This window comes from Massilia sp. WG5 (assembly GCF_001412595.2).
GTDB lineage: Bacteria > Pseudomonadota > Gammaproteobacteria > Burkholderiales > Burkholderiaceae_D > Telluria.
The window spans coordinates 2783162-2809008 of sequence record NZ_CP012640.2 but is presented as its reverse complement, the minus strand read 5'-3'; the positions used below and the strand labels follow the sequence as shown (position 1 = coordinate 2809008).

Here is a 25847-nt window from a genome sequence, read left to right as displayed (position 1 = left end):
TGTGGTGGGCTCCCCGAGCCCACCATCGCCGGCATTACGCCGCTTTCAATTCCTGCGTATCCTCCGTCCAGCGCTGCCGGATCGCCCGGATCGCCGGCATCTGCGCGATGAACAGGTCGACCAGCTTCGGGTCGAAATGCTTGCCCTTCTGCGCGACCAGGAAGTCCAGCGCTTCCTCTTCGCTCCAGGCCTTCTTGTACGGCCGCACCGAGGTCAGGGCGTCGAACACGTCGGCGATCGCGGTGATCCTGCCTTCCAGCGGGATGTCCTCGCCGGCCAGGCCCTTCGGATAGCCGCTGCCGTCCCATTTCTCATGGTGGGTGAGGGCGATATTGCGCGCCAGCGCCAGCATGCCGCCCGGGTGCTCGCCGATGATCTCGGCGCCGATGGCGGCGTGGCTCTGCATGATCTTCCATTCGTCCGGGTCGAGCGGGCCCGGTTTCTGCAGGATGCGGTCGGGAATGCCGATCTTGCCGACGTCGTGCATCGGCGCCGCGTGCAGCAGGTCGTCGGCTTCCGCCTCGCCCATGCCGGCCGCCAGGCCGAGGACGCGCGCGAAGTGGCTCATGCGGATCACGTGCAGGCCGGTCTCGTTGTCCTTGTACTCGGCGGCCAGGCCGAGGCGCTGGACGATCTCCAGGCGCGTCGCGCGCAGCTCCTCCATGCGCACCAGCGACAGGTGGGTGCGTACGCGGGCGCGCACGATCGGCGGGCTGACCGGCTTGGTGATGTAGTCGACCGCGCCGGCCTCGAAGCCTTCCAGCTCGTCGTCGGTGTCGGTCAGCGCGGTCACGAAGATGACCGGGATCGAGGCCGTGCGCGGATCGGCCTTCAGGGCGGCGCAGACTTCGTAGCCGCTCATGCCCGGCATCATCACGTCCAGCAGGATCAGGTCCGGGGCTTCTTCGCGCACCAGTTCGAGGGCGCGCGGACCGTCCTTGGCAAAACGCAGGCGGTAGTGGTCCTGCAGGATCTGGCGCAGCAGTTGCAGGTTGCTTGCTTCGTCGTCGACCGCAAGGATCAGCGGAAGGTTGACGGTACTCATTCAGTGATCTCCTGTGCCATGTCGTCGATTGCGCCCAGCACGGCGTCCAGCTGTTGCAGGGCAAGGTCAAAATCAAAATCGGCGATCGCCGCGTGCACCTGGGCCGCGCGCGATGCCAGCGGGTGGCCGGTCAGTGCGGCCGCCAGGCCGGCCGAGGCGGCATCGTCCAGCCCGCCGCGCCGCAGGGCCTCGCGCAGCACCCCGCCGGCACGCTTGGCGCGTTCCAGGTCGACGCCCGGACGGGCGGCCTGGGCCGGCTTGGCGGAAGGCGCCGGCTGGGCCGCACGGATCGCCGCCAGTGCGCCGTCGAGCAGCGTGCACAGGTGGGCCAGCAAATCCTGCAGGGTTTCTTCGGTTCCGGGGTAGAGCTTGCCGCTGTCGCCGTCGACCAGGCCTTCGAGTTTGCCGAGGGCGTCGGCCAGCAGTTCGAGGCCGAGGTTGGCGGCGACCCCGCGCACCCTGTGCGACAGCATGCGCAGGGCGCGGTAGTCGGCCTGCGCCGCCTGGGCGGCCAGCGCCTGCGCCACGCCGGCGTGCTGGGTCTCGAAATGGGCCAGTGCTTCCAGATAGGCGTCTTCCTTGTCGCTCCAGCGGCGCAGGCCGGCCGGGCGGTTCAGCAGCATGCGCTCCTGGGCCGGCAGTTCCGGATCCGGCTGGGCGCTGCCCAGGCCCAGCACGCGCGCGATCTCGTGCGACAGCGAGAACCAGTCGACCGGCTTCGACGCGAAACCGTCCATGCCGGCCTCGGCGCTGGCGCGGCGGTGCTCGGCCAGCACGCTGGCCGTCATCGCGATGACCGGCACCCGCGCGCGGCCGGCGGCTTCCGCCTGCTGGCGGATCAGGCGGGTCGCGGTCAGGCCATCGATGATCGGCATCTGGAAGTCCATCAGGATCACGTCGAACGCTTCGCGCGCGGCCAGCTCGACGACCTGGGCGCCGTCGCTGGCGGCGGTCATGGTGTGGCCACGGCGCGCCAGCAGCAGCTGCAGCAGCTCCTGGTTCTGCGGGACGTCGTCGGCCACCAGCACGCGCAGCGGGGGCAGGGCGGCGGGGGTGCGCACGCGCGGCTGCTGCGGCGCGAAGCGCGCCAGCACCAGCGGCAGCAGTACGTGGAACACGGTGCCCTTGCCCGGCTCGCTCTCGGCCCAGATCTTGCCGCCCATGAGCTCGACCAGCTGCTTGCTGATCGTGGTGCCCAGGCCGGTGCCGCCGAAGCGGCGCGTCATCGAGGCGTCGGCCTGGGTGAATGGATCGAAGATCGCCTGCAGGCGCTCCGGCGCGATGCCGATGCCGGTGTCGCGTACCTCGAAGTGCAGCTGTTCGCCCTGCAGCTCGGCGCGCAGGGTGACGCTGCCTTTTCCGGTGAACTTGATCGCGTTGTCGAGCAGGTTGGTGAGGACCTGGCGCACCCGCAGTTCGTCGCCGCGCAGGCAGGTCGGCAGGGCCGGGTCGTAGTGCACGTCGACGTGCAGGCCCTTGGCGCGCGCGTTCGCCGCCAGGGTCGAGGACAGTTCGTCGATCAGGGACAGCAGGTTGTAGTCGTTCTGCTCGAGTTCGACGGCGCCCTTTTCCAGCTTGGCGGTGTCGAGGATCTCGTTCAGCAGGCGCAGCAGCGCGCGGCCGGCGCTGCGGATCGTATCCAGGTGGCGGCGCTGTTCGGCGGCCAGTTCGCCGTCGAGCAGCACGTCGGTGAAGCCGAGGATCGAATTCATCGGGGTGCGGATCTCGTGGCTCATGTTCGCCACGAAGCTGGCGCGCGCGGCGGCGGCCTGCTCGGCGTTTTCCTTCGCTTCGCGCAGCGCGTCTTCCATCTGGCGGCGTTCGGTGATGTCGAGGATCACGCCGTCCAGCCAGGTCAGCTCGCCGGCATCGTTGCGCACGCCGGTGCCGTTTTCCCACAGCCAGTGGACGCTGCCGTCGGCGTGCAGCAGGCGGTACTCGACCAGGTAGGGGCGGTCTTCGCGCAGCGCGTCGGAGATCGCGTCCAGCACGCGCACGCGGTCGGCGGCGTGGATCAGGGCGTCGAAGCTGCGGCGCGCCGGCACGCCGGCCTGCGCGGTGACGAAATCGCTGCCGGGATAGCCGGTGATGCGTTCGACGGCGTCGCTGATGAAGACCAGCGGGCGCTCGCCCTGCAGCATGCTGCGGTAGGAAATCCCGGGGATGTTGCCGATCAGGGAGCGGAACTGCTGCTCGCTGGCGCGCAGCGCCTGTTCCATCGTGCGGCGCTCGGAGATGTCGGTGATGAAGCAGACGAACAGGTCCTTGTCGTCCAGGCGCGCATGGCCGACCGCGCGGCGGATCGGCACGGTGCTGCCGTCCTTGCGGCGGCCGCTGACGTCGGCGCTCTGGGCGCCCGGCGTGATCGTGCCGCTATCGAGCGCGCGCAGCAGGCCGGCCTTGGCCGACGCTTCTTCGTTGTCGATCAGGAGGCGGATATTCTGGCCGACGATCTCGTCGCGCTTCCAGCCGTAGATGCGCTCGGCCGAGGCATTGAATTCGAGGATGGTGCCGTCGCGCTCGACGGTGACCACGCCGTCCACCGTGGTGGTCAGCAGGGCGCGCATCCAGGCTTCGCTGCGCGACAGCTCGCGGAACAGCTGGCGGTAGCGCAGCAGGCCGTTCGCGCCCAGCACGAAGACGGCAAAGGCGGCCGTGATCAGGCTGATCGCCAGCGCCAGGAAGGTGTCGGCCTGGGCCTTGTGCGCGGTCTGTGCGGCGCGGCCGACGAAGCGCGCGGCTTCCATGCCGGTGTAGTGCATGCCGGCGATGGCGCAGCCCATCACGATGGCCGACAGGAAGATGCGGCGCCCTTCGCTCAGGCGGTGCGACAGGCTCGACAGGCCGAAGCGCACCCACAGCGCAAGCGTCGCCAGCACCACCGCGACCACGATCGACAGCAGGAAGGTCGGCAGGTCGTAGTGCAGTTCGAGGCCCATGCGCATGCCGGCCATGCCGGCGTAGTGCATCACGCCGATGCCGGCGCCGACCACCACGCCGCCCACCAGCAGGTTCCAGCCGCCCAGGCGCTCGCGCGCGATCAGCCACAGCGCGACGAAGGAGGCGGCGATGCTCGGCACGCCCGAGATCAGGGTGGCGACCGGGTCGTAGTCGACGTCGGTGCACAGGTCGAAGGCCAGCATGCCGATGAAGTGCATTGCCCACACGCCGGTACCCAGCGCCAGGCTGCCGCTGCCGAGCACGATCCAGCGCTGGCTGCGGTTGACGGCGGCCTGGCCGGCGATCAGCAGCGCCATCCAGGAGGCGAAGATCGCCACCAGCACCGACAGGATGACCAGTCCGGGCGTGTACATCCCGTAGCTCAGCAGGGACGGATCGTCTGGGACATTGAACAATGAGAACAACATAAAAATGAGGAAAATGACGATAATTTCTGCGGGGCACGCAAGTATGGCACTTTCTTGCAGGAAAATGTTGTCGTGCAAGCAGATAGTGTTTGAGCGGCGCCAATTCGTGTAGCGTGAGCGCCACCAATTTGACGAAAATTGTCGAGTTGTCATGGATTGCGGCGCGTTTGATGTTGCTGGTATGCTAGGGACATAGGTCGCTGCCGCCTGGCAGCGTTGGCAATGGAAGTGCGATGCGAATCAAAACAGTGATGTTTGCCGCGATGCTCGCCCTCGGCTGCGCCGCATCGCAGGCACAGCCGGAACCGCGCTTGTACCTCACCACCGAGGCCGCGCCGCCGCACAGCATGCTGGAGGGAAAGCGCGTGGTCGGTATCGGCGCCGACACCGTACGCGAGATCATGATGCGGGCCCACATCACCCACACGATCGAGCTGCTGCCCTGGAAGCGCGCCTACACCGCGGCGCTCGAGCGCCATGACACCTGCGTGTTCTCGACCACCCGCACGCCCGAGCGCGAAGCCCTGTTCAAGTGGATCGGACCGATCGGCGAGGCCGACTGGGTCCTGATGGCGCGCGCCGACCGCCACCTGCACCTGGACAGCCTGGAGGATGCGCGTCGCTACCGCATCGGCACCTACAACGGCGATGCGCGCGACCAGTACCTGCGGTCGCGCGGCTTCGAGGTCGATCCCGCGCCGAACGACCTGATCAATCCGCGCAAGCTGATGGCCGATCGCATCGACCTCTGGGCCGCCAGCATCCGCCGCGGCAGCGACACCGTGGCCCGCATGGGCTATGCCGGCAAGATCGTGCCGATCCTGGTCTTCAACAACGTTCGCGTCTACCTCGCCTGCAACCGCGCGGTACCGGATGCACTGACGGCACGCATGAAGACTGCCCTCGAGAGCATGGAGCACGACGGCACCCTGCAAGGCATCCTGCGCCGCTACGACGATCGCGGGCTGCCGCAGCCGCGCTGAGCGCATTGCCCCTTTTTTTGCCCGCTTCCTGCGAGCATGTGCGTGCGACCCGGCGCGGATCGTTTGGGTATCATGAACGGTCAGCAATCCGGCTTCCAAGGTGCAAGTGTGACCGCTTCCCTCATCCCGACCGACCGTTTATCGATCCCCTCCCTGCGCATGCTGTCGCTGCGCGACCTCGTCTTGCGCGTCTGGGAAGAGCAGTTGCGCGAGAGCCTGCCGCGCGCGTGCAAGCTGAGCCATCCGGTCCTGATCGACACCATGCCGGTGCTGTACGAACGCATGTGCGTGATCCTGACGCCGGCTTATTTTGCACGCGACGGCATCGACGTCGCGAGCGTCGGCGCCGAGCACGGCGTCGAGCGGGCCAGCCTGACCGACTACGACGCCGAAACCATCCTGGCCGAGTTCCAGGTCTTCCGCAGCGTACTGTTCGACACCCTCGATGCGCACGAGGTCGCCCTGACCGGCCCCGAGCGGCGCGCTCTGCACCTGAGCATCGACATGGCGGTGCGCGAGAGCGTGCGCGCCTTCATCGTCGCCGCCGACTCGATGCGCGAACGCTTCGCCGGCGCGCTCGCGCACGACCTGCGCCAGCCGGTGTCGAACATCGCCATGGGCGCGCAGCTGATCCTGCGCCAGAACCCGCCGCCCGCGATCGCCGAATGGGCCGGCCGCATCGTCAAGAACGGCCAGCGCATGGCGGAGATGCTGAAGGAGCTGCTGGACGCGCTGGCGATCCAGTCCGGCGACCGCCTCCCGCTGGCCCTCAGCCAGTTCGACATGCTGGCCCTGGTCGAATCGGTCGCCCAGCGCGCCCGCGACTACCAGGGCGCCGACGTGCGCGTGGACGGCGTCGCCGTGAACGGCTGGTGGAGCCACGCCGCGCTCGAGCGGGCGCTGGAGAATCTCCTCAACAACGCCCAGAAGTACGGCGACACCGGCGCGCCGATCGACGTCCACCTGCGGGTCGACAACGAGCGCGCCGTGATCTCGGTGCGCAACCATGGCGAGCCGATCCCGCCGGGCGAGTTCGAGGCCATCTTCCAGCAGTTCGTGCGCTCGAAGAAGGACGCCGCCGAATCGACGACCGGCAGTTGGGGCCTCGGCCTGCCCTATGTGCGCACGGTGGCGCAGGGCCATGGCGGCAGCGCGCTGGTGTTCAGCGATGCGGACAGGGGAACGGTGTTCGTGATCGACGTGCCGGTGGATGCGCGGCCCTACCAGGAAGGGATCTGATTTGTTGACGATCCGATAACTCAGAGGTATCGTGGGGAATCCGCCGGCATCCCGTTCGGCGTTTTCTCATGAGGATCCGATGCCCACCCGTTTCTTGCGTGTCTCTCCCCTGATCCCCGCCCGCGACGTCGAGGAAGCGATCCGCTTCTACCGCGACGCGCTCGGCTTCGAGCTGGACTACCGCGACGCCGAACCGGCCAAGTTCGCGATCGTCGGCCGTGATTCGGCCTGGCTGAACATCTTTTTCAATGAAGACAAGTACCTGGCCGACCAGACCAGCCTGCGCATCGTCGTCGACGGTATCGACGAACTGTACGAGCGCTGCCAGGCGGCCGGCTGCACGCATCCGAACGGCCCCCTCGGCGTCAAGCCATGGGGCACGCGCGAGTTCTCGATCATCGATCCGAGCGGGGTGTGTCTTGCGTTGGTGGAGCAGGGGGAGCAGAAGGGCTAGGTAGGGGGCCGGTGCTGGGGGTGGGTGGTGCCTCCGGCCGGGATCACATCCCTCTATGAAAAATGGAAGTATGTGGGAAGAGATACCAACAAAAATACCAACACCGTTCAAGGACGCCGAGGCAAGCGTAGACGTCAGCTCATGCGGTTGTAATGCCTGTCGAGTAGTCCTTATCGGTAGTCGCACTTATACAACACTACCGAATAACTCTGCTTGTAGTCGACCAACGGCCGGGCAAGATGCAACGTAGTGCACTACTTCATAGTCTACCTTGCAAACCTGATATAAATGCAACTTCGGCTAAATTAGGGCCCTCATGCAGGAGCAACTTTGTGCTGATTTTTCTTGACACGGAATTTACAAGTCTTGAGGAGCCTTATCTAGTGTCGGCTGGCTTAGTTGCCGGAGACAGGGAGCTGTACTTTGAGCTTGCGGGAGTGTCTCCCGAAATTTGCTCGCCGTTTGTTCAGACTACAGTTTTACCGCTGCTTGGCGGTCCTGTTCTCGAACCCATAGAAGTCTCCAGGCAGCTAGCTAAATTTCTGGAATCATGCAGTCCTTCCGTCACCTTTTTTTGCGATGCGCCCAGTTATGACATCGTGCTGCTGACGCCGTTTTTGCCTAGCGATCTACGTTGGAAATTTGCGGTTCCCTCCTTTCGAGATCATCCGTCCGAGCAGTTCTTCAATCAGACACAGGAAGAAGCGTTTGCCAACGGCCTTCGTCGGCATCATGCTCTGGACGATGCGAAAGCTCTAGCAGCGGCATGGGCTAAGGTGGACTTGCCCTGATGTTCCTTTCTTGAGAATAGTATGTCTCAGGTAGGCTATAAGGTCTACAACCAGCTAAGAGAAAGAAGTATTCAACCTTATCCCCGGTATAGGGCATCTAACAAAATCCCTTGCTTGCTTAAATAGCAACAACGTCTTACACTGATCCATCCGACGCCCACTATCGGCGAAGAGCGGGCATTCGTGCAAACAACCTTTTGTTAGGTATCATAATTAATCTGGTCTGTTCTGCCGGCCGAAAATTTGAGCATAAGTCCTGAGGAGATCTGCTTTGGAAATTGTCAATATTGAAGTCGCTGATCAGTCTGTAGCACTGCCAGTTGATAAAAAAAAACTTGGGGATTTCATCTCCGGACTGCTAGGCCAACCACAAAGTATATCTCGACGTTTTGAAGAAGCTTTTTCAGTTGATCACCAATGGTTTGTGCACTTCTTTTCACTCATTCTCCAAAGGATACAACAGCAAAATGCTCCTGAGCCACTAGCATTCGAGGCAAAAATTTTGTATGAGAACAAAGTTGAGCGGAAAATTACTAGCTGGCAGGCATTCCAACATTTTACTGAAACTCAAAATATTGTTAGTGTCGCAGTCCAGTTCAATCTTGCTCTCTTAATTCATTTTCCATCCAAAGAAACGCCGGAGCGCCAAGAGATTATCATAGGATTTGATGCTAACAACAGGCGAAAAGCTCTTGGTGTTTTCGATTCAATTCTTGGTATATCCGGGGCCTCAGGGATCATCGGCGTTGAAATTCGGCATACGGAACGAACTTGGGCCGATGATATTTTGCGGTTAATTGAAACTGAAATTTCAAATATTCAGGTGCCGGAAGCAAAATTGCGAATTTATCTTCGCAAAGCCTTTGGTCCATTATCGGCTTTTTCGTTCCCGATTATGCTGGTCGGATCGCTGGCTTACACACAGTGGACTGAGCGCAATGATGGAATAAGCGATAAAGCCGCGAAGTTAATTAAGGTGGGTGATACAAGTTTACAAGTCCTTCACGATAAAATTAACATTTTGATTCTAGAAGCAGAAAGAAACTCAACTGGACGAGTAGGTAATTTGAAAGTTGTTATTTATTCATTATTGGTTGCAGTGCTAATTTACATTGTAGGCATATTCTTGGCTCAGCCAAACCCTTCTTTTGTTGTTTTATCTAATGCCGCAGAAAGAAATCGAACCCAAGTTCTTGAACGATTGAAACGCAAAGCGCTAATTTTATTAATTTCAACAATTGCAAGTCTAGTCCTTGGGATTGCCGGAAATTTCATTTACGACAGTATTAAGTAAGCGCGAATGGAACCCTCCAGGTCTTGTATTTATCATATTGCGATTAATATTATTGTATGCCGAAAATTGAGTAAATTAAAATTATGATTCAATTTGTAGATCCTGTTGATAAGATCAGGTCAATGAGTTCAGGCGAATTGTCGAAGTTTGTTTTGGAGTTGCTGGGCTTGAGCGTTAAAAAGCTAGAAGAGCCTAACGGGAGGAAAGAATCCGACTTTCTTGCTTATTTTAAGGGTGAGACTTTTCTTATTGAAGCTAAGCTTAAACAAGATGACAAGAAAGAGGTTGCTAAGCGCGGAAAGGTGTTATCGCAAGGTGATGTATATATGAAGGATGCTGTTCTGGGAAGGGATGAAACAATCTCAGGTGCGTTTAGTAATGCAAGGGATCAGCTTCTCTCTTCTGCGAAAGTTCATGAACATGATCTTAGAATGATTTTTCATTTGTCGAGAGGAATAAATTCCAAGGCAAAGTGCGAGAAGGCTAAGGACACGTTGTTAGGTAGAACCAATATTTTCAGTATGACGGACTCAACCTGGAAGCCATGTTACTTCTTCAGGCATAGTGATTTTTTCAGGCATAAGCATGCGTTTGAGTGCGGCATTAAGTTTGACGATCTATTTGAACCCACATTCTCCAAGATATAATAGGGCAAAAGAGAGTAAATTCTTGGCGCAGAATGCTGCAATCGATCCTGTGGTTGAGGAGACTAACGGGCAGGCTTACATGCCTGACCCAGACGTGAGTGTTAAAAACTCGAATGGAATAATGGACAACCTGCGCGATAAATATAACAATAAGTTAATGCAGCAATTTGATTTTTTTGCACCTGAAATAGCTATCCGTGTAGACAAATGAGAAGGTGAAAAAGCTTTGTGAATAATATTCGGCAGCTACGCTGCATTCGTTCCACCCGCGATTACTACTAGCTACCCAATTCCGCTGGTGTAGAATTTCGCTCCCATAAGCTCAAACATGTGGTAAGTTTCCGACATAAGCTTTGCTGTCGCGTTTGCTAGCCGGCAAATGATAGTTTCAATAAGCGCTGTTCAGAATTTAAATATTCAAGGAAGTTTTTATGCTGAGTCGAGCGGCACGTGAGTGCGACTACCAAGTCGTCGGCAGTCACCAAGGGGATGATTTCGGCTACCTTTTGAAGCGCTGTCGTGATTTGGGGTTTGATTACTGTGCCACTGGAATCCAACTGCCTTTACCAGTTTCGGCACCTAAAACGGTCCTTGAGAACAACTACTCAGCGGCTTGGCAAGCCGAGTATGCGCGCTCAAATTACCTTGCGAATGATCCCACTATTCCTTATGCACTAATCACATGCGGACCTGTCCTCTGGTCGCATACTTACAGTAGGGCAAGGCCGTTCTGGGAAGACGCTGCCGGTCATGGAGTCGAGCATGGGGTATCGATCGCAATGCGTCATCATAGTGGTGCCCTTGGCATGTTGTCTCTAGCACGTGGTCACGATAAGGTTTGTCATAGAGAGTTTGCGCAGTTCTCGCTTGAAGTAATTCGTTTGGGAGAGATGTTTGCCGTCACGAAGTTCGCCCAAACCGTCGAGCGTTTGTTGCCAGAGTCTATAGTGGTGCTTACCGCGCGTGAAAAGGAAGTTCTTAAATGGACTGCCGATGGCAAAACATCGGAAGAAGCAGCAGGCATCCTCAATATATCCGTTAACACCGTCAACTTCCATATCAAGCAGACGCTCACGAAACTGAACGCCGTGAACAAGACGCAGGCTGTTGTGAAGGCGCTGATCTTGAAGTTGCTTTGAGGGTGATAACTCCACTCGACTACCAACTTTGGTAGTTTTTCCGAACGAGATATGTCAGTACTCTAGCCGTCACTCTTTCGACAAAAATAGGTTAATTGTGGGATATCGCTCTTTGTCTTCTCTGACCGTTTTAGCGGTCACCTTGGCGGCATGTGGTGGTGGTTCAAACACCGGTGGATCTACTCCAGTTGCATCTAACCCAGCGCCTCCAGTACAGAGCACGCCGCCGTCGATAACCCCAGCCGACTTGCAGCTGACTGTGCCTGCAGCGGCCTACGCAGCCGGCTCGCAAGAACTGGAATTCTTCACGCAGCTTAACGTCTTCCGCGCTCTGCATGGCCTCGGCTTGGTGGCGCAGAGTGTGGCGCTGGACAAGGCGAACCAGAACCACCTGGCGTACATGCTGACCAACAGCGACGTCAACTACAGCGACGTCGATCCGAAGACCGGTGTGCCGTATGCGCACGAGGAAGACCCAGCTAGGCCTGGCTATACCGGCGTGGCGCCGATCGACCGCGCACGCTTTGCCGGCTACGCTGTGACCTGGACGGGCGAGGAAGTGTCGTACGGGCTGGGCCGCGGCGGCGCCAACGCGTTCGCATCCTTGCTGGGAACGGTGTATCACCGCCAAGGCCTGATGTTCCAGGCGCCGCACGACTTCGGCATCAGCGCCGGCAATGACAAGTACCAGACCACGACGCTCTCGTTCGGCATCGCCGACAAGCGCCAGCGCAACGCCAGCGACTACTTCGGCGCCTATCCAGCCGACAAGCAGACCGGCGTACCGCTGTCAATGGTGGCGGAGGTGCCAACGCCGTTCGCGGACGTAGTGGGCAACGATTTTGCCATCAAGACCTCGTACCCGATCGATGTGGCTTCGGAAGAGTCGACGACGCTGAAAGTGGAGTCGTTCACGATGACCGAGGCCGGTCAGACGGTGGCCCTAGATGCTCGTTTACTCACGGCCGACAACGACCCGTCCAAACTGCTGGGCAAGAACACGGCGTATTTGGTGGGCAAGGCACCGTTCAAGGCCAACACGACCTACAACGTGAGCTTCAAGGGTACCGTCAACGGTGTTGCCGTGACCAAGACCTGGAGCTTTGCCACTGGGCAGTAAAACACCCTACGTCAAGTCAGCAAATTAAATGACAGGCGATGGTGCCAGCAGCAGACTGAGGTCTGGTCGCCATTTCCTTCGCCTGTTAGAGGTGTTTTGAATTTGATCGAGTCTTGTTCGCAGAGGCCATTCTGAAACGAGACATTGGACTTCGAGCGGTTTTTATGGCTGTTGGGGCAGAAGCAGCAGTGAATAGGCTTCTTGGCGAAACATTGCCCTTGGCTTTGCCACGATATGCCTGATATTTTCCTTGAGACTCGGCACTAATATGGCCCATTGCAGCGGCCAAATGTGCTGGATCCATACCGCTAGCCTTAGCATGCGCTGAGAACCGCTCCCGATAGCAGATCGGGCTGACATGGTGCTTCTTCTTGGGCCAAAGACGCTTGCTGAGGTCGCGCACAGCAGTGGCAATCGCGTCCTTCCCATACGACACAGTAATCGCTCCTTTAAAACCCGGTCGTCGGTGACGCAACTCCTCGAAAATTGCAAGAAATTCACGTGCACGCTCAGGGATGTCCGGTACAGCGTCAACTGTGTTCGAGACCATCCAAGCCAACTTGACAAAATCCTGTCCACGATAAGGCGAACCATCTTTGTTCTTAATGATTTTCGCACCAGGTATCTCTGCACGCATCCATACCAGCCCCTGTTTGTCGACATGCCAACTAAACGTGATACCGCGCTCTAGCGATGCAGGCCTGGCGCCAGTGATGGCAAGCGCAGCTAAGCCAAGGCGCCAAGCGGCACCCCGGCCATCGTTCATCCTTGACATTCCTTCCCAAATCTCGTCCGCCCAATCCGAGGTAAGGTATTTCATCTTGGATTTGAATGAGCGCTTAGTCTTGACAATCTTTTTGGCCTTTTCGTTCTCCATAATGGTCTCCTTTCACTAGGCTAGTGCTAAACGCTCATGTAAGCGGTGCTGGCTGTTTCGTTCAAGGTGTGCTGCGCATTTTTGGAACGTAAAGGTCTACTAGAACAGATCAAGACTTACCGTTGGATGACATCCAGCGAGCTCAAGTCCCAGCAGTAGGCCAGAGCGCATGGCTGCGTCAACCGCAGTCCACATCTCGGAAATGAAGTTATCTTCGGCGTCCTCGGAAACGTGCATCATGCTGTCGATCATGGCTATCTGATTGCGTCGGTCGTGGGAGATCGACTCCAAGTCGGCGAGGCGGTTGCGATCGCGAAGGATCCGAAACATGAACTCAGTACGATCATCACCCGTCGGCGCGCACTGGTAATACAGCGCACCGTCGAGCCCTTTGAACATACGCCATCCCAAGTGTTTGCGCCAAAAAACGTCTGAAGCATACAAATCCTTCCAACATGAATATGGCTCAAGCTTTGGCGAAAGCGGAGGAAGCTCCTGGCGAACATAAGCAGGAACAATCTGCACTCGACCGAGTTTGTTACTAAAAGGGCTCCATCCTGGAACTAGCCTAAACTGACTTGACATACAAACCTCCTGTCGACGTTGGATATCCAACTCTGCAAGTGACTTATTGGCAATACGCAAAGGCTTGTCTGGCAAACTCGAGGTTAGTGACACCAGTTCAGAGATTGAACGGTTGGTATGAAGAAACAAAATTCTGCCGTATGGGGTTTCATACTCGCCAGACTCACCTGTTGTAGCAATAGTCAAGGTATCGGGCCGCGGGCGGTTATCATTGTGCTCAGCCAATGCGGACTCACCGGTTACGTAGGAATACGATCCCTGCCTCAAAACTTTGACGATTGAGCACAACACATCATTGGCGGGATAATTGGAGGCAACTTCGGGATATGTAAAAACATCGGTAGCGATCTGATCGAGGATTCCAAGACGTTGATACCGGTAGAGCGATTCGTAAAACTTGATTGGATGAAGATGATGCAGAATTTTACGAAGATCCTTTGTCGAGAAGGCGTGTACACCTTGCCAAGCAAGAGACTGCATTTTGGCTGTTAGAAAAAAACTCATGTCTTCCTCCCACGCTTAGGTGTCGTTAGCTCAACTCTTAAGTGCACAGCTTCGGCCCGGCAGTCCGCCGGGACTACGCTGCAACGGCACGGCTCCGCCCCGGTAGTCACCGGGTCTACGCCGCTACTGCACGGTATTCCTCCCATTGGTCGGAAGACCGCCACTCCGCCCCCCGATCGCTCGCGCAGCTCACTCTCGACCCCCGTGAGGGGGTGGCCCGAACGCGCTTTGGGCGGTTGGGCCTATATACTCCGACGATCGGAGTATCTTCTGGCCAAGGTTCTCGGTACCGAAATCAATCAGCGGTGAAACGGCTGGCAGCCTATATGCTCTTTGCCATTAGCCATTACTTTTGATTGCAATTCTCGATTTGTCGAGGCATGGGCTGACCGAATTCTAGGGTACTCGATTAGTTGGGGAGGCAAAGAGCAAGTGCTGAGGAAAAAGAGACTTTTTAGGGGGCTTCAGCGATTTGGTGCTGCACCGCAATCTTATTGATGCATTAGTTTGAGTCGGCCGCGTTGTCTCGGTCGCGCATGGGACAGAGTTAGCGAAGAGGAAGGTAGTAGTCGCAAGTAGGTGTGACCATGAACTCTCTGCCCTTCCATCCTTCCACCTGTTTACAACAGGTGGAAGGATGGAAGGGCGACGTAGAGCTATTTCAACTCTACGTGTCCGGCACGAGTATCGATCAGGTTCGCTGCTACAAGACCCATAAAAGCTCTTGCCAAGTCGCGGCGTCTGTTGTCGCATCCTGCAGACTCTTTTCTTGGCATTTGACTGACACATGCCTCGATCAGATCCCTTTCAGACACTGGCCCTTTGCCAGACCTAAGCAGCTCGCTCGCAATGCGGAGAATCAACGCTTGGTTACGACTTTGGGGCTCCTTCTTGCGTGCCGCCACAGGCATGGTCATAAGGTGCTCGACGACACAACTAGTTACGTCGTCGCCATCATCGTTCTGACCAATTACAACTTCCTCAAGTCGGAATCCAAATTCGTTCCCATCCTTGCCGTCTTTTTGCTTGTCGATCTTGATTGCTCGCTGATCACCATGACATACAACTTCGATCTGTACGTCAGCTGCTCCCCTGATGCCAGACCATCCTCGAACGCCCTTCGATGCATCTTTGCCAGTGTGGGCTACGAGAACAATCATTGCGCCAGTCACCCGATGAAGGCGCTTGCAGTGGGCAAGTGCCTTGCCGATGCCTTCGCTTGTGTTCTCGTTTGCACCTGGCGTCGATTGAGCCAACGTATCAAAGATGATGATATCGGCCCCACCCCATGCTTTAACCGAAGCTGCCAAGGCCTTATCATCTTGCTGGAGTAGGTTAGGTGGTTCCGTAACCACTACAAACGGGACCGTGTCCAAGTCAATCCCGTGGCGTTGTGAGTATGCCCTCAGACGGGCGCGGAAACCCTTAACTCCCTCAGCGACGATATAAACTACTCGACGCTGCTTGACCGTTATGCCACGCCATGAGTGGCCTCTGGCGATTGCACCCATCATGTCGATAAGTATGAACGATTTACCTGCAGTTGATGCACCGTAAAACACCGCTAACTCAGCCTGTGGAAGTACACCCTTGATGATCGACACTGGAAGTGGCCCTTTCGCAAAAGTGCCGGCAGGGATGAGCCTAAACCTATCTTCTCGGGATGATTGACATAATGGGTACTTCACTTCTGGAACGCGACGACCGTTGTCGTCCATTGAATCGTCAGCTAACGTGAGACTCATGATTTCACCTCATTTGCAGAGCTAGGGGCTGCCTGCTTTGAGATGAATTCTTCGACCATGGATGCGTCCCACACAGTTACCGAATTGCTCAACTTGAAGGGCTTTGGGAAACGGCCTTCGCGAACCCAACGCCATACAGTGCTAGGGCTAACTGGTAGCTGCCCTGACTTGTCCTTAGTGGAGGCAATATCCCAAATTCGTAGCAGTTTTTGCATCGTGTACAGTCCTTTGAAAAAACGCTTCACTCGGTATGAGTGTTGCGTTACCGGACGTACTTTGGGTTGTGTTTGATGCGTCGTGTTGTAAACCCTTCGAAAAACGCAGAATTCGAGGGGGAAAAATTGTAACAAGAGTCGGACGGCTAGGAAGTTGCTTGCGGTAGGGCGATCTGATCCAAGTAGTCGGCCCAACGTTGCATCATCTCTATGCGAGCTGGGAGGTGAGTAGTCCGGTTATACGCACGTCCATTTGCATCGCGTACCGCATGAGCAAGCTGATGCTCGATGAGGTCGACACGCTCGCCAAGCACCTCGTCAAGAATCGTACGTGCCATTGCTCGGAAACCGTGTCCCGTCATCATGTCCTTGCTATACCCCATCGCACGCAGCGCTGCGTTGATGGTGTTTTCACTCATGCAGCGGTCTTTTGCGCGAATACTTGGGAAAACATACTTAGCATGTCCGGTAAGCTGGTGCATTGAGCGTAGGATTCCAACAGCCTGACGAGCGAGGGGTACGATGTGTGGCTGCCTAATCTTCATTTTGGTTGCAGGAATAAACCATACACCACGGTCTAGGTCGAACTCACTCCATTCGGCAGCACGCAGAACACCTGGCCGAACGAAAAATAGAGGGGCAAGCCTCAGCGCAGCACGTGAGTACGGGTGCCCGCTGTAGTTACTGATTGACCTCATGAGTGCTGCCGCCTGCTTGGGCTCGGTGATAGCGGCATAGTGCACCTCCGGTACAGATGGCAGGGCGTCACGTAGGTCAAATGTGACATCCCGCGAGGCCAATCCACTAGCAACGGCAAATCGAAACACCTGACCGCAAAGCTGCCTGATCTTGTGGGTAGACTCAATGGCGCCACGTGCTTCGATCTTCCGGAGCATGAACAGTACATCCCTTGGTTCAATCTTAGAGATTGGCATCATGCCCATCTCTGGGAACACGTTCTTCTCGAGCCATGCAGTGTTCTTGCGGATCGTGCTCGGCGCCAAGGAGCATGCCCTCAATTTGAGCAAGTCCCGCGCCACCGCTTCGAAGCTATGCTTCGCTGCGGACTCCTTGGCAACCTTGTCTCGTCGCTTCGCTTCAACTGGGTCGACACCTTCACTGAGGAGCTGACGTGCTTGGTCTCGTAATTGACGAGCCTTGGCTAGCGTAACACTCGGGTAGACACCTAGAGCCAAGGTACGCTGTTTGCCATCAAAGCGGTAACTCATTCTCCAGTACTTCCCAGCTTCTTTGACGAGTAGGTGAAGTGAGCGGCTATCTGTGTACTTATCGCCTGTAGGTTTGCCGGTGTGTTTAAGTTGACGGACGCGAGTATCTGTTAAGGGCATGTTGGTACCTAAGTTGAAGGGATGAACTGCGTACCAACAAAAGTACCATCAATTTTTTAGCATGTCGTGCGATTACATGAACCGACGTAACACAACAAAAAACCCGCGTCCTCTATGAGTACGCGGGTTCTAGCATTTGGTAACACGAAGTGATACAGGTGGATGGTGCCTCCGGCCGGAATCGAACCGGCACGCCTTTCGGCGCTTGATTTTGAGTCAAGTGCGTCTACCAATTCCGCCACAGAGGCTGCAAGCGCAGGCGCGCATCTTAGCACATCGGATATAAAAATGACCAGTGGGCACGCATCGCGCGGCTGTTCGAGCGTATGATCTCGCTACCCTGAGACACGGCCGCAAGCAGTGCGGCGCGCACGATGAAGAACAAGAAGATACGCGAGATCATCCTTGGCAAGGCGCTCGACCCGATGCAGAGCGAGACCCGCCATTCGATGGCGCTGGTCGCGTTCCTGGCCTGGGTCGGGCTCGGCGCGGACGGCCTGTCCTCGTCGGCCTACGGTCCGGAGGAGACCTTCCGCGCGCTGGGCGCCCATACCCACCTCGGCCTGTACATGGCGGTCGCCACCGCCGTCACCGTCTTCATCATCGCGCTCGCCTACAACCAGGTGATCGAGCTGTTCCCGACCGGCGGCGGCGGCTACCGCGTCGCCACCAAGCTGGTCGGACCTTACATGGGGCTGGTGTCGGGCTGCGCCCTGATCCTCGACTACGTGCTGACCATCGCGATCTCGATCGCGTCCGGGGTCGACGCGCTGGCGTCCTTCCTGCCGCTCGGCTTCCAGCCCTATAAATTGGGCGCCGAAGCCTTCTTCATCGGGCTGCTGATCGTGATGAACCTGCGTGGCCTGAAGGAAGCGATCCAGATCCTGCTGCCGATCTTCCTCGGCTTCGTCGCCACCCACCTGGTGCTGATCGTCTACGGCATCGTCGCGCACGCGTCGCACCTGCCGGCGCTGGTGCCGGGCACCCTGGCGGAGACGCGCGAACTGGCCGGCGGCATCGGCTGGGCCGGCGTGGCCGGGATGCTGCTGCTGGCGTACTCGCAGGGCGGCGGCACCTATACCGGCCTGGAAGCGGTGTCGAACAACGTCAACCTGCTGGCCGAGCCGCGCGTGCGCACCGGGAAGATGACGATGTTCTACATGGCCTTGTCGCTGGCCGTGACTGCCGGCGGCATCATCCTGCTGTACCTGCTGTGGGAAGCGCGGCCGGTGCACGGCGAGACCCTGAACGCCACCACCTTCCGCCGCATCATCGCCAGCATGGGGCTGGGCGGCGACATGCTGAACCATGTGGTGCTGGCCGTGGTGCTGGCCTTCGAGGCGGGGCTGCTGTTCGTGGCCGCGAATACCGGCTTCCTCGGCGGTCCCTCGGTGTTGTCGAACATGGCCTCGGATTCCTGGGTGCCGCACCAGTTCCGCTACCTGTCGACGCGGCTGGTGAAGCAGAACGGCATCCTGGTGATGGGCATCGCCGCGCTGGCGATCCTGTTCTGGACCGGCGGCGAGGTGACGCTGCTGGTGGTGCTGTATTCGCTCTCGGTGTTCCTGACCTTCGCCATTTCGCTGTTCGGCCTGTGCCTGTACTGGTGGCGCCACCGCAAGGACACGGACAATGCGCGCTGGGTGCGCCGCTTCCTGCTGTCGCTGGTGGGTTTCGTGATCTGCGCCGGGATCCTGGCGATCCTGCTGGTCGAGCGTTTTACGCAGGGAGGCTGGGCGACCGTGCTGATCGTCGCCGCGATCGCCGGCCTGTGCGTGTTCATCCGTAACCACTACCGCGAGACCAAGCTCGCCATCCAGTCGGTGGACCGGGTGTTCGAGGACCAGCCCTTCGGGCCCGTAAAGGGATCGATCGATCCCGATCCGGACGCGCAGACGGCGGTGTTCATCGTCGGCACCTCGCGCGGCGGCGGCCTGCATGCGCTGCTGTGGGTGCTGCGCATGTTCCCGGGCCACTTCAAGAATTTCCTGTTCGTGAATGCGCGCACGGTGGATGCGCATGCCTACGGCGGCGAGGGCGCGATGGAACAGATGCGCATCGATGCGGCCAGGACCCTGGAATACTTCGTGGATTTCTGCCAGAGCCACGGGATGGCGTCGGCGTCCTACATCGGCTTCGGCACCGATGCGGTGGAGGAGGTCACCCGCATGTGCGAGCAGATCAACCGCGAATACCCGAACACGATCTTCTTCACCAGCAAGCTGATCTTTGCCTCGGACAACTGGTTCACCCGGCTGCTGCACAACCAGGCGGCGCTGGCCGTGCAGCGCCGCTTGCACTTCGAGGGACTGCAGATGGTGATCCTGCCGATGAAAGTGTAGAACGCCTCAAAAATCCTCATGGCGGCGTTGCATCGTCTCGCCGTACTGGCGTACTGTCTTCGACGATGCGCCTTGCCCTGAGAATTTGTGAGACGTTCTTTACTGGGGTCAGGCAGCCATCTGCCGGCGCAGCGCACGCAGGGCCGGCACCGGCCCCGTGACTTCGAGTGCATGCGCGCGCACGGTCACGGCGATCTCCTTGCCGCCGCGCGCGCGGTAACGCACGGCGCCGGGAGCGCGCTCGGCCGGTGCGTAGCCGAGCCGGCCCAGCGCATCGTCGAGGGTGCAGACCAGGTGGCAGGCATCGAAGCGGGTCATGACCTCGAAGCGGCCGGGCATCATGTGCAGTATCGGCAGCAGGCCGCCGGCCAGGACCGGCAGCACGATGTAGGCCAGCGGGGCGCTGGGATCCAGTTGCTGGAAAGCGAATATCAGCGCCGGCAAGCCCAGCGCCAGGGTCAGCGCCAGCCGCGTCATACGCTGCGGCAAACCCAGGGGAGAGGCAGGACGCGCCTGTTCCCGGACGCGCTCGATATCGGAAAACGTCACGCTTTTCATGATGGACTCCTTGGCTGGCGATGCCGCCGGATGGCAGGCACATCCACCATTCTGATAATCCCGGCCGTGGAGGGATTGATCTTTCTCAAGCGAGACCTTGCCAGGAATGAAGTGTTTTCGCTCAAGAAATCGAGGGGCCGAAAATGCCACGATTTCGCGAAAAGCGGCTGAGATTTGTGCGCAATCTAACAGTTGAGGGGTAACTACGAACTTAAGCTGTGATTCAGGATCGGTGTCAGTACGCCGGCTCCCGGATAGTAGTTTCGATAACTCATCTCAGGAACTATCATGAAACTGAAATCTCTCGTTCTGAGCGCCCTCATCGCGGGCGCGGCGCTCGCCTCGCAAGGCGTCGCCGCCCAGGCGATCGACCGATCCGTTCCGCTAGTGACAGCGGGCGATGGCGTGGGCGGCTTCAACGCGCATTTCGGCGATACCTTCACGGCCTCGACCGTCGGCAGCACGTTCAGCGATATCTTTACCTTCAACATCGGTAGCCCCTTCGACGCCGCCTCCTCGGTGACCTCGTCCTACCTGAACACCCCGCAGACCAAGGATCTCCTGATCACCGGCCTCAGTCTGTACCGCTACGATCCGGTGACGATGGCGGTGATGGGCACGGCCATCGCCGGCATCAACGAAACCGGCTTCGGATCGAACCCGACCGATTCGTGGTCGCTGTCGGCCTATGGCCTGGCCAGCGGGAATTACGCGCTGAAGGTCGACGGACGGGTGATGGGGGCGGGCGGCGGCGCCTTCGGCGGCGACCTGACGGTCTCGCCGGTGCCGGAGCCGCAGACCTGGGGCATGCTGCTGGCCGGCCTGGGCCTGCTCGGCGTGGCGGCGCGGCGCCAGCTGGTGCCGAGCCGGATCCGGAAGCCTCGCGCCTGATCGCACATGGCGTAAAAAAAGCCACCTGTCCGGGTGGCTTTTTCTTTTATGGCGTCGTGTCAGCGGCGCTGGTACAGGCGGAAGCGTTCGTCGCGGTCGGACGGGCGGCGGCCTTCCCACAGCAGGGTCCAGTCGCGGGGGCGGAATTCGTCCAGCACGATTTCGCCGCCGCGCGGACCGTCGCCGGTCTGGATCACGCTCTGGCGCGCGGCGTCGGCGCGTCCATCCTCGCTGGTCTTCTTCATGCTGTCCTGCAGCAGCAGGTAGTTGCACTTGCCGCCGGCGACGCCGGCAAAGGGCAGGTGGCCGAAATACGCGAACGAGGCGCGCTGGGCCGGGCCGACATTGGTCTCGATGCAGTCGGCGCCGGACGGCAGGCGCGCGGCGATCTGCTGGGCCACGCTGGCGTAGCTCTTGCCGTAGTTGAGGTCCGGCAGGAACAGCGTCATCAGGAGCACCCACAGCATGATCAGTCCGCCCGACGACAGCACCACGGCGCGCCACAGCACCGAGGGCTGGCGCGACAGGCGCCAGTGCACCAGCACGAACCAGCCGACCGTCGTGGCGGCGGCGACGATGAAGGCGACGATGCCGAATTCGGGCTTGAAGCCCGGCACCAGCTTGAGCGCATTCTTGGCGAATTGCGCCGGCCAGCCGCTCAGCTTGGCCACCCAGAACAGCCAGATCAGGCCGCCCAGCAGGCTCAGGACCATCACCGAGAACCAGTCGATCGCGTTGATCGTGCCGCGCTTCATGGTCGGCAGGCCGAAGGCCGCCATCAGCGCCATCGGCGGCAGCAGCTTGAGCAGGTCGCCGTTTTCCGGCACCGGATCGCAAACCACCAGCAGCACCAGCAGGCCGACGAAGCAGGTCGGCAGGATGATGTGCAGCATGCCGTGCTGGCGGCGCCAGGCCCAGGCGGCCCAGGCGGCGAAAGGCCAGGCCGGCCAGCAGAACCAGATGCCGACCCGGAAGAAGGCCTTGATCGAATGCCAGCTCGGCATACCCAGCTGGCTGGCGTTCCAGGACAGCCATTCGCTGACCGGCGACATGCCGTACGGCTTCGCCAGCAGGGCGGGCAGGATCCAGACCAGCATGATCAGCACGGCGGTGCCGGCGGCCAGGCCCACGTTGCGCAGGGTAGGGCGGGCCGGCATCTTCAGGAAGCGGTTGCACAGGAACAGCGCCGCCAGCAGGACGATCGGCGAGGCGACGCCGCGGGTCAGGGCCAGGGCGCCGAGCACCACGCCGGTCAACACCGCGTTGCGCGTGCTGGGTTCTTCGATATAACGCACCGAGCGGTACAGGTACCAGGCCAGCAGCGAGCCCTGCAGGGTGACGGCCAGGGTTTCATGGCTTTGCAGCAGCAGGCCCAGGCAGCCCAGGTAGATCAGGACGGCGGTGTCGGCCAGGGTGCGGCCATAGTCGTCGGGTTCGGGCTGGCCGCCGAACGCGAGCCGCAGCGGCTGGGCTTCGGCGCGCCGGCCCAGGCGGAACGCCGTTTGCCACAGCGACACGGTGCCCAGCACGAAGATGCCGATGGTCGACATGCGCGCCGCCAGCACGTCGCCCACCAGCCAGCCGAACAGCTTGACGCACAGCGCGCCCAGCCAGAAGGCCAGCGGGCCTTCCTCGGGCGAGGGCAGGCCGGCGATGTTGGGCAGCAGCCAGTCCCGGAATCCGCCGTGGGCCATGGTCCACATGATGCCGAAGCTGGCGGCATCGTCCTTCCACGGATCGCGCCCGATCAGGCCCGGCAGGATGTACAACAGGCCAAGTGCATACAGGGCCCATCGTGGCAGCGCGAGGGTGGCGGCGGCGGGGAGGCGGACTGGTTTCATCGATAGTGTTGCGTGATGCAATAGATTAATGCCGGCTAGTATAGCGGCAAAAAAAAAGGAAGCCCGGAGGCTTCCTTTCCTGAAAGCCTGAAGGCTTCCGAGTGTTCGCTCGCCGGGGAATTAGCCGTTGGCGACGCTGGTCTTCGAGCCGACCGAACCGAACTTCTGGCGGAATTTCTCAACGCGGCCAGCGGTGTCGACGATCTTGTGCTTACCGGTGAAGAACGGGTGCGATTCAGCCGACACCTCGATCTTGATCAGCGGGTACTGCTTGCCTTCGAAATCGATGGTTTCGCGGGTAGCGATGGTCGAACGGGTGATGAATTTGAAATCGCAGGACAGGTCGTGGAAGACGACTTCGCGGTAATCCGGATGGATATCGGTTTTCATGGTTTTGCCTCGGTTAAGTTGGTAGCCAAAAGGCACTTCGTCGGTCGCCTTGCTTCTTGACCCGATTGCCGATCACTTGCCAGTGGTGGTGATGAACCGGAGATTATAGCGTCACCGGAGCCGCGAGGCAACTCGAGCATCCAATAAGGCCCATGGCGGCAAGGGTACTGTCATCGCCGATGCGCCTTGCCCTGGGCGTTTATTGGACGCTCGAGGGGATTCAGGCATGCGCATTCGCCGTGGATGTCCGTTTTGAGTTCGGCTTTCAGTTCCGACAGGTCAGCTTTGTTGGGCAGCATGGTCATTGTCGTATCGAAGCGGGTTTCGAGGACGGTCAGGCGCCTGTCGAGCAGCTGGTCCTTGTTGCGCTGGACAGGCAGGTCTTGCAGTTCGTCGGAAGTCATCATCGCTCCTGGTTGGCATGAGGGCGATTTTCCGGGCTGAGCCCTGTCCGGACTTGATCTGCACGAATCGTAGCGCATAAAACAAAAAAGGCGAGTACGACTCGCCTTTTCGTGGATTCCGTTATAACCCGGCCGGAATCAGCCGCCGCGACGCATCATGTCGAAGAACTCGACGTTGTTCTTGGTCGCACGCATCTTGTCGAGGATGAACTCCATCGCCTCGATCTCGTCCATCGAGTACAGCAGCTTGCGCAGGATCCAGATCTTTTGCAGCTGGTCCGGCTTGATCAGCAGCTCTTCGCGGCGGGTGCCCGATTTGTTCAGATTGATCGCCGGGTAGACGCGCTTCTCGGCCAGGCGGCGCTCGAGGTGCACTTCCATGTTGCCGGTGCCCTTGAATTCTTCGTAGATCACGTCGTCCATGCGCGAGCCGGTTTCGATCAGCGCGGTGGCGACGATGGTCAGCGAACCGCCTTCCTCGACGTTACGGGCGGCGCCGAAGAAACGCTTCGGACGTTGCAGCGCGTTGGCGTCGACACCGCCGGTCAGGACCTTGCCCGACGCCGGGATCACGGTGTTGTAGGCGCGCGCCAGGCGGGTGATCGAATCCAGCAGGATCACGACGTCCTTCTTCATCTCGACCAGGCGCTTGGCCTTTTCCAGCACCATCTCGGCGACCTGCACGTGGCGGGTGGCCGGTTCGTCGAAGGTCGAGGCGACCACTTCGCCGCGCACCGAACGCTGCATCTCGGTCACTTCTTCCGGACGCTCGTCGATCAGCAGGACGATCAGGGTGACGTCCGGGTGGTTCGCGGTGATCGCGTGGGCGATGTGCTGCAGCATGACCGACTTGCCGGACTTCGGCGAGGCCACCAGCAGGCCGCGCTGGCCCTTGCCGATCGGCGAGATCAGGTCGACGATGCGGCCGGTGATGTTTTCCGCGCCGTTCATGTCGCGCTCGAGACGCAGCGGCACTTGCGGGTGCAGCGGGGTCAGGTTCTCGAACAGGATGCGGTGCTTCGAGGCTTCCGGCGATTCGCCGTTCACCTTGTCGACCTTGACCAGCGCAAAATAACGCTCGCCATCCTTCGGCGTACGCACTTCCCCTTCGATCGAGTCACCCGTATGCAGGTTGAAGCGGCGGATCTGCGACGGCGAGATGTAGATGTCGTCGGTCGACGCCATGTAGCTTGCATCCGGCGAACGCAGGAAACCGAAACCGTCAGGCAGCACCTCGAGCGCGCCGTCGCCGAAAATCTGTTCGCCTTGTTTCGCGCGCTTCTTGAGGATCGCGAACATCAGTTCTTGTTTGCGCAGGCGGGCTGCGTTGTCGATATCCAGGCTGATCGCCATCTCCAGAAGGGCGGAGACGTGCATTGCCTTCAGTTCAGATAAGTGCATGTGTCGGGTGTCCCGTGACGGGAAATAAAGGTAGGGGAGGGAACTACGTGGGTTGATTAAAAGGGAAGCATCGGAGTCGATGAGCTTCCCGGAATGGCGGCAGCGCGGGCGCGCTGCCGCCGGCTGTCATTATCGGATGTTTTCTTCGATGAAAGCAGTCAGTTGGCCTTTAGCCATCGCGCCGACTTTCTGCGCGGCTGCCACGCCATTCTTGAACAGGATCAGGGTCGGGATGCCGCGGATGCCGAACTTGGCCGGCACGGCCTGGTTCGCATCGACGTCCATCTTCGCGATCAGGAGCTTGCCGTCATATTCTTTAGCGACTTCTTCGAGGATCGGGGCGATCATCTTGCAGGGGCCGCACCACTCGGCCCAGAAGTCGACCAGGACCGGGCGCTCGGACTTCAGCACGTCGGTTTCGAAAGATGCATCGCTAATGTGTTTGATGTTTTCGCTCATGTTTTCCTCAGTGAGAGGTAGGTCAATTAACGCCTGAAACGCACAATGGTGGAGACACTGTGTGCAATATTCAATAGTGGAAGAGCTGCAAGGGGGTGTCAGGCGGGGGTTAGCTGAAATAATAACCGATTTTCCTGAAACGTGTTCGCAAGCTTTGTACAAAATCTTAACACGTTGCGGCGCACTGCATGCAGGCCGCGGAATAT

Annotated in this window: 24 protein-coding genes and 1 tRNA gene; 11 read left to right on the top strand and 14 right to left on the bottom strand. The window is 59.3% G+C overall.

Features of this window, described 5'->3' with window-relative positions; translation table 11 throughout:
* Positions 1-34: 34 nt before the first annotated feature.
* Positions 35-1045: a two-component system response regulator gene (locus AM586_RS12480; RefSeq protein WP_047821433.1), complete on the bottom strand. Its 1011-nt coding sequence runs from the start codon at positions 1043-1045 to the stop codon at positions 35-37.
* On the bottom strand, positions 1042-4401 hold the full coding sequence (locus AM586_RS12475; protein WP_307162453.1) for an MHYT domain-containing protein: 3360 nt from the start codon (positions 4399-4401) through the stop codon (positions 1042-1044). The genes AM586_RS12480 and AM586_RS12475 overlap by 4 nt, the downstream gene beginning before the upstream one ends.
* A gap of 245 nt (positions 4402-4646) precedes the next feature.
* Between AM586_RS12475 and AM586_RS12470 the strand changes: the two genes are divergently transcribed.
* The 9 genes from AM586_RS12470 (at position 4647) to AM586_RS12445 (ending at position 12080) form a co-directional block, all read left to right on the top strand.
* Complete coding sequence (locus tag AM586_RS12470) at positions 4647-5396, top strand: ABC transporter substrate-binding protein (protein ID WP_047821437.1); 750 nt, start codon at positions 4647-4649, stop codon at positions 5394-5396.
* Positions 5397-5504: 108 nt separating this feature from the next.
* Complete coding sequence (locus AM586_RS12465) at positions 5505-6635, top strand: sensor histidine kinase KdpD (RefSeq protein ID WP_052233194.1); 1131 nt, start codon at positions 5505-5507, stop codon at positions 6633-6635.
* 79 nt (positions 6636-6714) lie between these two features.
* On the top strand, positions 6715-7089 hold the full coding sequence (locus AM586_RS12460; RefSeq protein ID WP_047821438.1) for a VOC family protein: 375 nt from the start codon (positions 6715-6717) through the stop codon (positions 7087-7089).
* A 332-nt stretch (positions 7090-7421) separates the two neighbouring features.
* Complete coding sequence (locus AM586_RS12455) at positions 7422-7880, top strand: 3'-5' exoribonuclease (protein WP_162600546.1); 459 nt, start codon at positions 7422-7424, stop codon at positions 7878-7880.
* A gap of 271 nt (positions 7881-8151) precedes the next feature.
* Positions 8152-9174 (top strand): hypothetical protein, encoded by a 1023-nt coding sequence (locus tag AM586_RS28135; protein ID WP_162600545.1) that lies wholly within the window; start codon positions 8152-8154, stop codon positions 9172-9174.
* Between the two features lie 122 nt (positions 9175-9296).
* Positions 9297-9821 (top strand): hypothetical protein, encoded by a 525-nt coding sequence (locus AM586_RS28130; protein ID WP_162600544.1) that lies wholly within the window; start codon positions 9297-9299, stop codon positions 9819-9821.
* 22 nt (positions 9822-9843) lie between these two features.
* Entirely contained in the window at positions 9844-10032 is a 189-nt protein-coding gene (locus tag AM586_RS28125) for a hypothetical protein (RefSeq protein WP_162600543.1), read from the top strand.
* 220 nt (positions 10033-10252) lie between these two features.
* On the top strand, positions 10253-10960 hold the full coding sequence (locus AM586_RS12450; protein ID WP_082439780.1) for an autoinducer binding domain-containing protein: 708 nt from the start codon (positions 10253-10255) through the stop codon (positions 10958-10960).
* Positions 10961-11207: 247 nt separating this feature from the next.
* Entirely contained in the window at positions 11208-12080 is an 873-nt protein-coding gene (locus tag AM586_RS12445; RefSeq protein ID WP_109370468.1) for a CAP domain-containing protein, read from the top strand.
* 85 nt (positions 12081-12165) lie between these two features.
* Here the strand turns inward: AM586_RS12445 and AM586_RS28120 are convergent, their stop codons facing one another.
* From AM586_RS28120 to AM586_RS12420, 6 genes are all read right to left on the bottom strand, one after another.
* Positions 12166-12957, bottom strand: coding sequence for a hypothetical protein (locus AM586_RS28120; RefSeq protein WP_156328073.1), 792 nt, complete (start codon positions 12955-12957; stop codon positions 12166-12168).
* A gap of 99 nt (positions 12958-13056) precedes the next feature.
* On the bottom strand, positions 13057-14046 hold the full coding sequence (locus AM586_RS28115) for a hypothetical protein (protein ID WP_156328074.1): 990 nt from the start codon (positions 14044-14046) through the stop codon (positions 13057-13059).
* A 656-nt stretch (positions 14047-14702) separates the two neighbouring features.
* Positions 14703-15791, bottom strand: a complete 1089-nt coding sequence (locus AM586_RS12435) for an AAA family ATPase (RefSeq protein WP_082439779.1) — start codon at positions 15789-15791, stop codon at positions 14703-14705.
* Positions 15788-16006, bottom strand: coding sequence for an AlpA family phage regulatory protein (locus AM586_RS29275; RefSeq protein ID WP_082439778.1), 219 nt, complete (start codon positions 16004-16006; stop codon positions 15788-15790). The genes AM586_RS12435 and AM586_RS29275 overlap by 4 nt, the downstream gene beginning before the upstream one ends.
* A 146-nt stretch (positions 16007-16152) precedes the next feature.
* The gene (locus tag AM586_RS12425) at positions 16153-17355 is read right to left on the bottom strand and encodes an integrase arm-type DNA-binding domain-containing protein (protein ID WP_047821448.1); all 1203 of its coding nucleotides are present in this window, start codon (positions 17353-17355) and stop codon (positions 16153-16155) included.
* Between the two features lie 163 nt (positions 17356-17518).
* A tRNA-Leu gene (locus AM586_RS12420) sits at positions 17519-17603 on the bottom strand.
* Positions 17604-17729: 126 nt separating this feature from the next.
* On the opposite strand from AM586_RS12420, the gene AM586_RS12415 reads away from it, so the two are divergent.
* The gene (locus AM586_RS12415) at positions 17730-19697 is read left to right on the top strand and encodes an APC family permease (protein ID WP_047821450.1); all 1968 of its coding nucleotides are present in this window, start codon (positions 17730-17732) and stop codon (positions 19695-19697) included.
* 108 nt (positions 19698-19805) lie between these two features.
* Here AM586_RS12415 and AM586_RS12410 read toward each other — a convergent pair whose 3' ends face one another.
* Complete coding sequence (locus AM586_RS12410; protein WP_047821452.1) at positions 19806-20255, bottom strand: hypothetical protein; 450 nt, start codon at positions 20253-20255, stop codon at positions 19806-19808.
* A 288-nt stretch (positions 20256-20543) separates the two neighbouring features.
* On the opposite strand from AM586_RS12410, the gene AM586_RS12405 reads away from it, so the two are divergent.
* The gene (locus tag AM586_RS12405; RefSeq protein WP_052233196.1) at positions 20544-21146 is read left to right on the top strand and encodes an FxDxF family PEP-CTERM protein; all 603 of its coding nucleotides are present in this window, start codon (positions 20544-20546) and stop codon (positions 21144-21146) included.
* A gap of 59 nt (positions 21147-21205) precedes the next feature.
* Here AM586_RS12405 and AM586_RS12400 read toward each other — a convergent pair whose 3' ends face one another.
* The 5 genes from AM586_RS12400 to trxA all read right to left on the bottom strand — a co-directional run bounded on the left by AM586_RS12400 (position 21206) and on the right by trxA (position 25641).
* The gene (locus tag AM586_RS12400; RefSeq protein ID WP_047821454.1) at positions 21206-22987 is read right to left on the bottom strand and encodes a glycosyltransferase family 39 protein; all 1782 of its coding nucleotides are present in this window, start codon (positions 22985-22987) and stop codon (positions 21206-21208) included.
* A gap of 120 nt (positions 22988-23107) precedes the next feature.
* A complete protein-coding gene (locus tag AM586_RS12395) occupies positions 23108-23377 on the bottom strand; it encodes a type B 50S ribosomal protein L31 (RefSeq protein ID WP_047821456.1) in 270 nt (89 codons plus the stop codon).
* A 170-nt stretch (positions 23378-23547) separates the two neighbouring features.
* Entirely contained in the window at positions 23548-23784 is a 237-nt protein-coding gene (locus tag AM586_RS12390; RefSeq protein WP_060567111.1) for a hypothetical protein, read from the bottom strand.
* Between the two features lie 135 nt (positions 23785-23919).
* Positions 23920-25182: a transcription termination factor Rho gene (gene rho, locus AM586_RS12385; protein ID WP_047821459.1), complete on the bottom strand. Its 1263-nt coding sequence runs from the start codon at positions 25180-25182 to the stop codon at positions 23920-23922.
* 129 nt (positions 25183-25311) lie between these two features.
* Positions 25312-25641 carry a thioredoxin TrxA gene (gene trxA, locus AM586_RS12380; protein WP_047821461.1) on the bottom strand — a complete coding sequence of 110 codons (330 nt, stop codon included), beginning with the start codon at positions 25639-25641 and terminating at the stop codon, positions 25312-25314.
* Between the last annotated feature and the right edge of the window lie 206 nt (positions 25642-25847).

Excerpts from the sequence above, each read along its gene's own strand:
- AM586_RS12400 (WP_047821454.1), bottom strand. The coding sequence starts at position 22,987 with ATGAAACCAGTCCGCCTCCCCGCCGCCGCCACCCTCGCGCTGCCACGA.
- AM586_RS12470 (WP_047821437.1), top strand. The coding sequence starts at position 4,647 with ATGCGAATCAAAACAGTGATGTTTGCCGCGATGCTCGCCCTCGGCTGC.
- AM586_RS12405 (WP_052233196.1), top strand. The coding sequence starts at position 20,544 with ATGAAACTGAAATCTCTCGTTCTGAGCGCCCTCATCGCGGGCGCGGCG.
- AM586_RS12480 (WP_047821433.1), bottom strand. The coding sequence starts at position 1,045 with ATGAGTACCGTCAACCTTCCGCTGATCCTTGCGGTCGACGACGAAGCA.
- AM586_RS12390 (WP_060567111.1), bottom strand. The coding sequence starts at position 23,784 with ATGATGACTTCCGACGAACTGCAAGACCTGCCTGTCCAGCGCAACAAG.
- AM586_RS12425 (WP_047821448.1), bottom strand. The coding sequence starts at position 17,355 with ATGCCCTTAACAGATACTCGCGTCCGTCAACTTAAACACACCGGCAAA.
- rho (WP_047821459.1), bottom strand. The coding sequence starts at position 25,182 with ATGCACTTATCTGAACTGAAGGCAATGCACGTCTCCGCCCTTCTGGAG.
- AM586_RS12460 (WP_047821438.1), top strand. The coding sequence starts at position 6,715 with ATGCCCACCCGTTTCTTGCGTGTCTCTCCCCTGATCCCCGCCCGCGAC.
- AM586_RS12450 (WP_082439780.1), top strand. The coding sequence starts at position 10,253 with ATGCTGAGTCGAGCGGCACGTGAGTGCGACTACCAAGTCGTCGGCAGT.
- AM586_RS12435 (WP_082439779.1), bottom strand. The coding sequence starts at position 15,791 with ATGAGTCTCACGTTAGCTGACGATTCAATGGACGACAACGGTCGTCGC.
- AM586_RS28130 (WP_162600544.1), top strand. The coding sequence starts at position 9,297 with ATGAGTTCAGGCGAATTGTCGAAGTTTGTTTTGGAGTTGCTGGGCTTG.
- AM586_RS28120 (WP_156328073.1), bottom strand. The coding sequence starts at position 12,957 with ATGGAGAACGAAAAGGCCAAAAAGATTGTCAAGACTAAGCGCTCATTC.
- AM586_RS12410 (WP_047821452.1), bottom strand. The coding sequence starts at position 20,255 with ATGAAAAGCGTGACGTTTTCCGATATCGAGCGCGTCCGGGAACAGGCG.
- AM586_RS28115 (WP_156328074.1), bottom strand. The coding sequence starts at position 14,046 with ATGAGTTTTTTTCTAACAGCCAAAATGCAGTCTCTTGCTTGGCAAGGT.
- trxA (WP_047821461.1), bottom strand. The coding sequence starts at position 25,641 with ATGAGCGAAAACATCAAACACATTAGCGATGCATCTTTCGAAACCGAC.
- AM586_RS29275 (WP_082439778.1), bottom strand. The coding sequence starts at position 16,006 with ATGCAAAAACTGCTACGAATTTGGGATATTGCCTCCACTAAGGACAAG.
- AM586_RS12415 (WP_047821450.1), top strand. The coding sequence starts at position 17,730 with ATGAAGAACAAGAAGATACGCGAGATCATCCTTGGCAAGGCGCTCGAC.
- AM586_RS12395 (WP_047821456.1), bottom strand. The coding sequence starts at position 23,377 with ATGAAAACCGATATCCATCCGGATTACCGCGAAGTCGTCTTCCACGAC.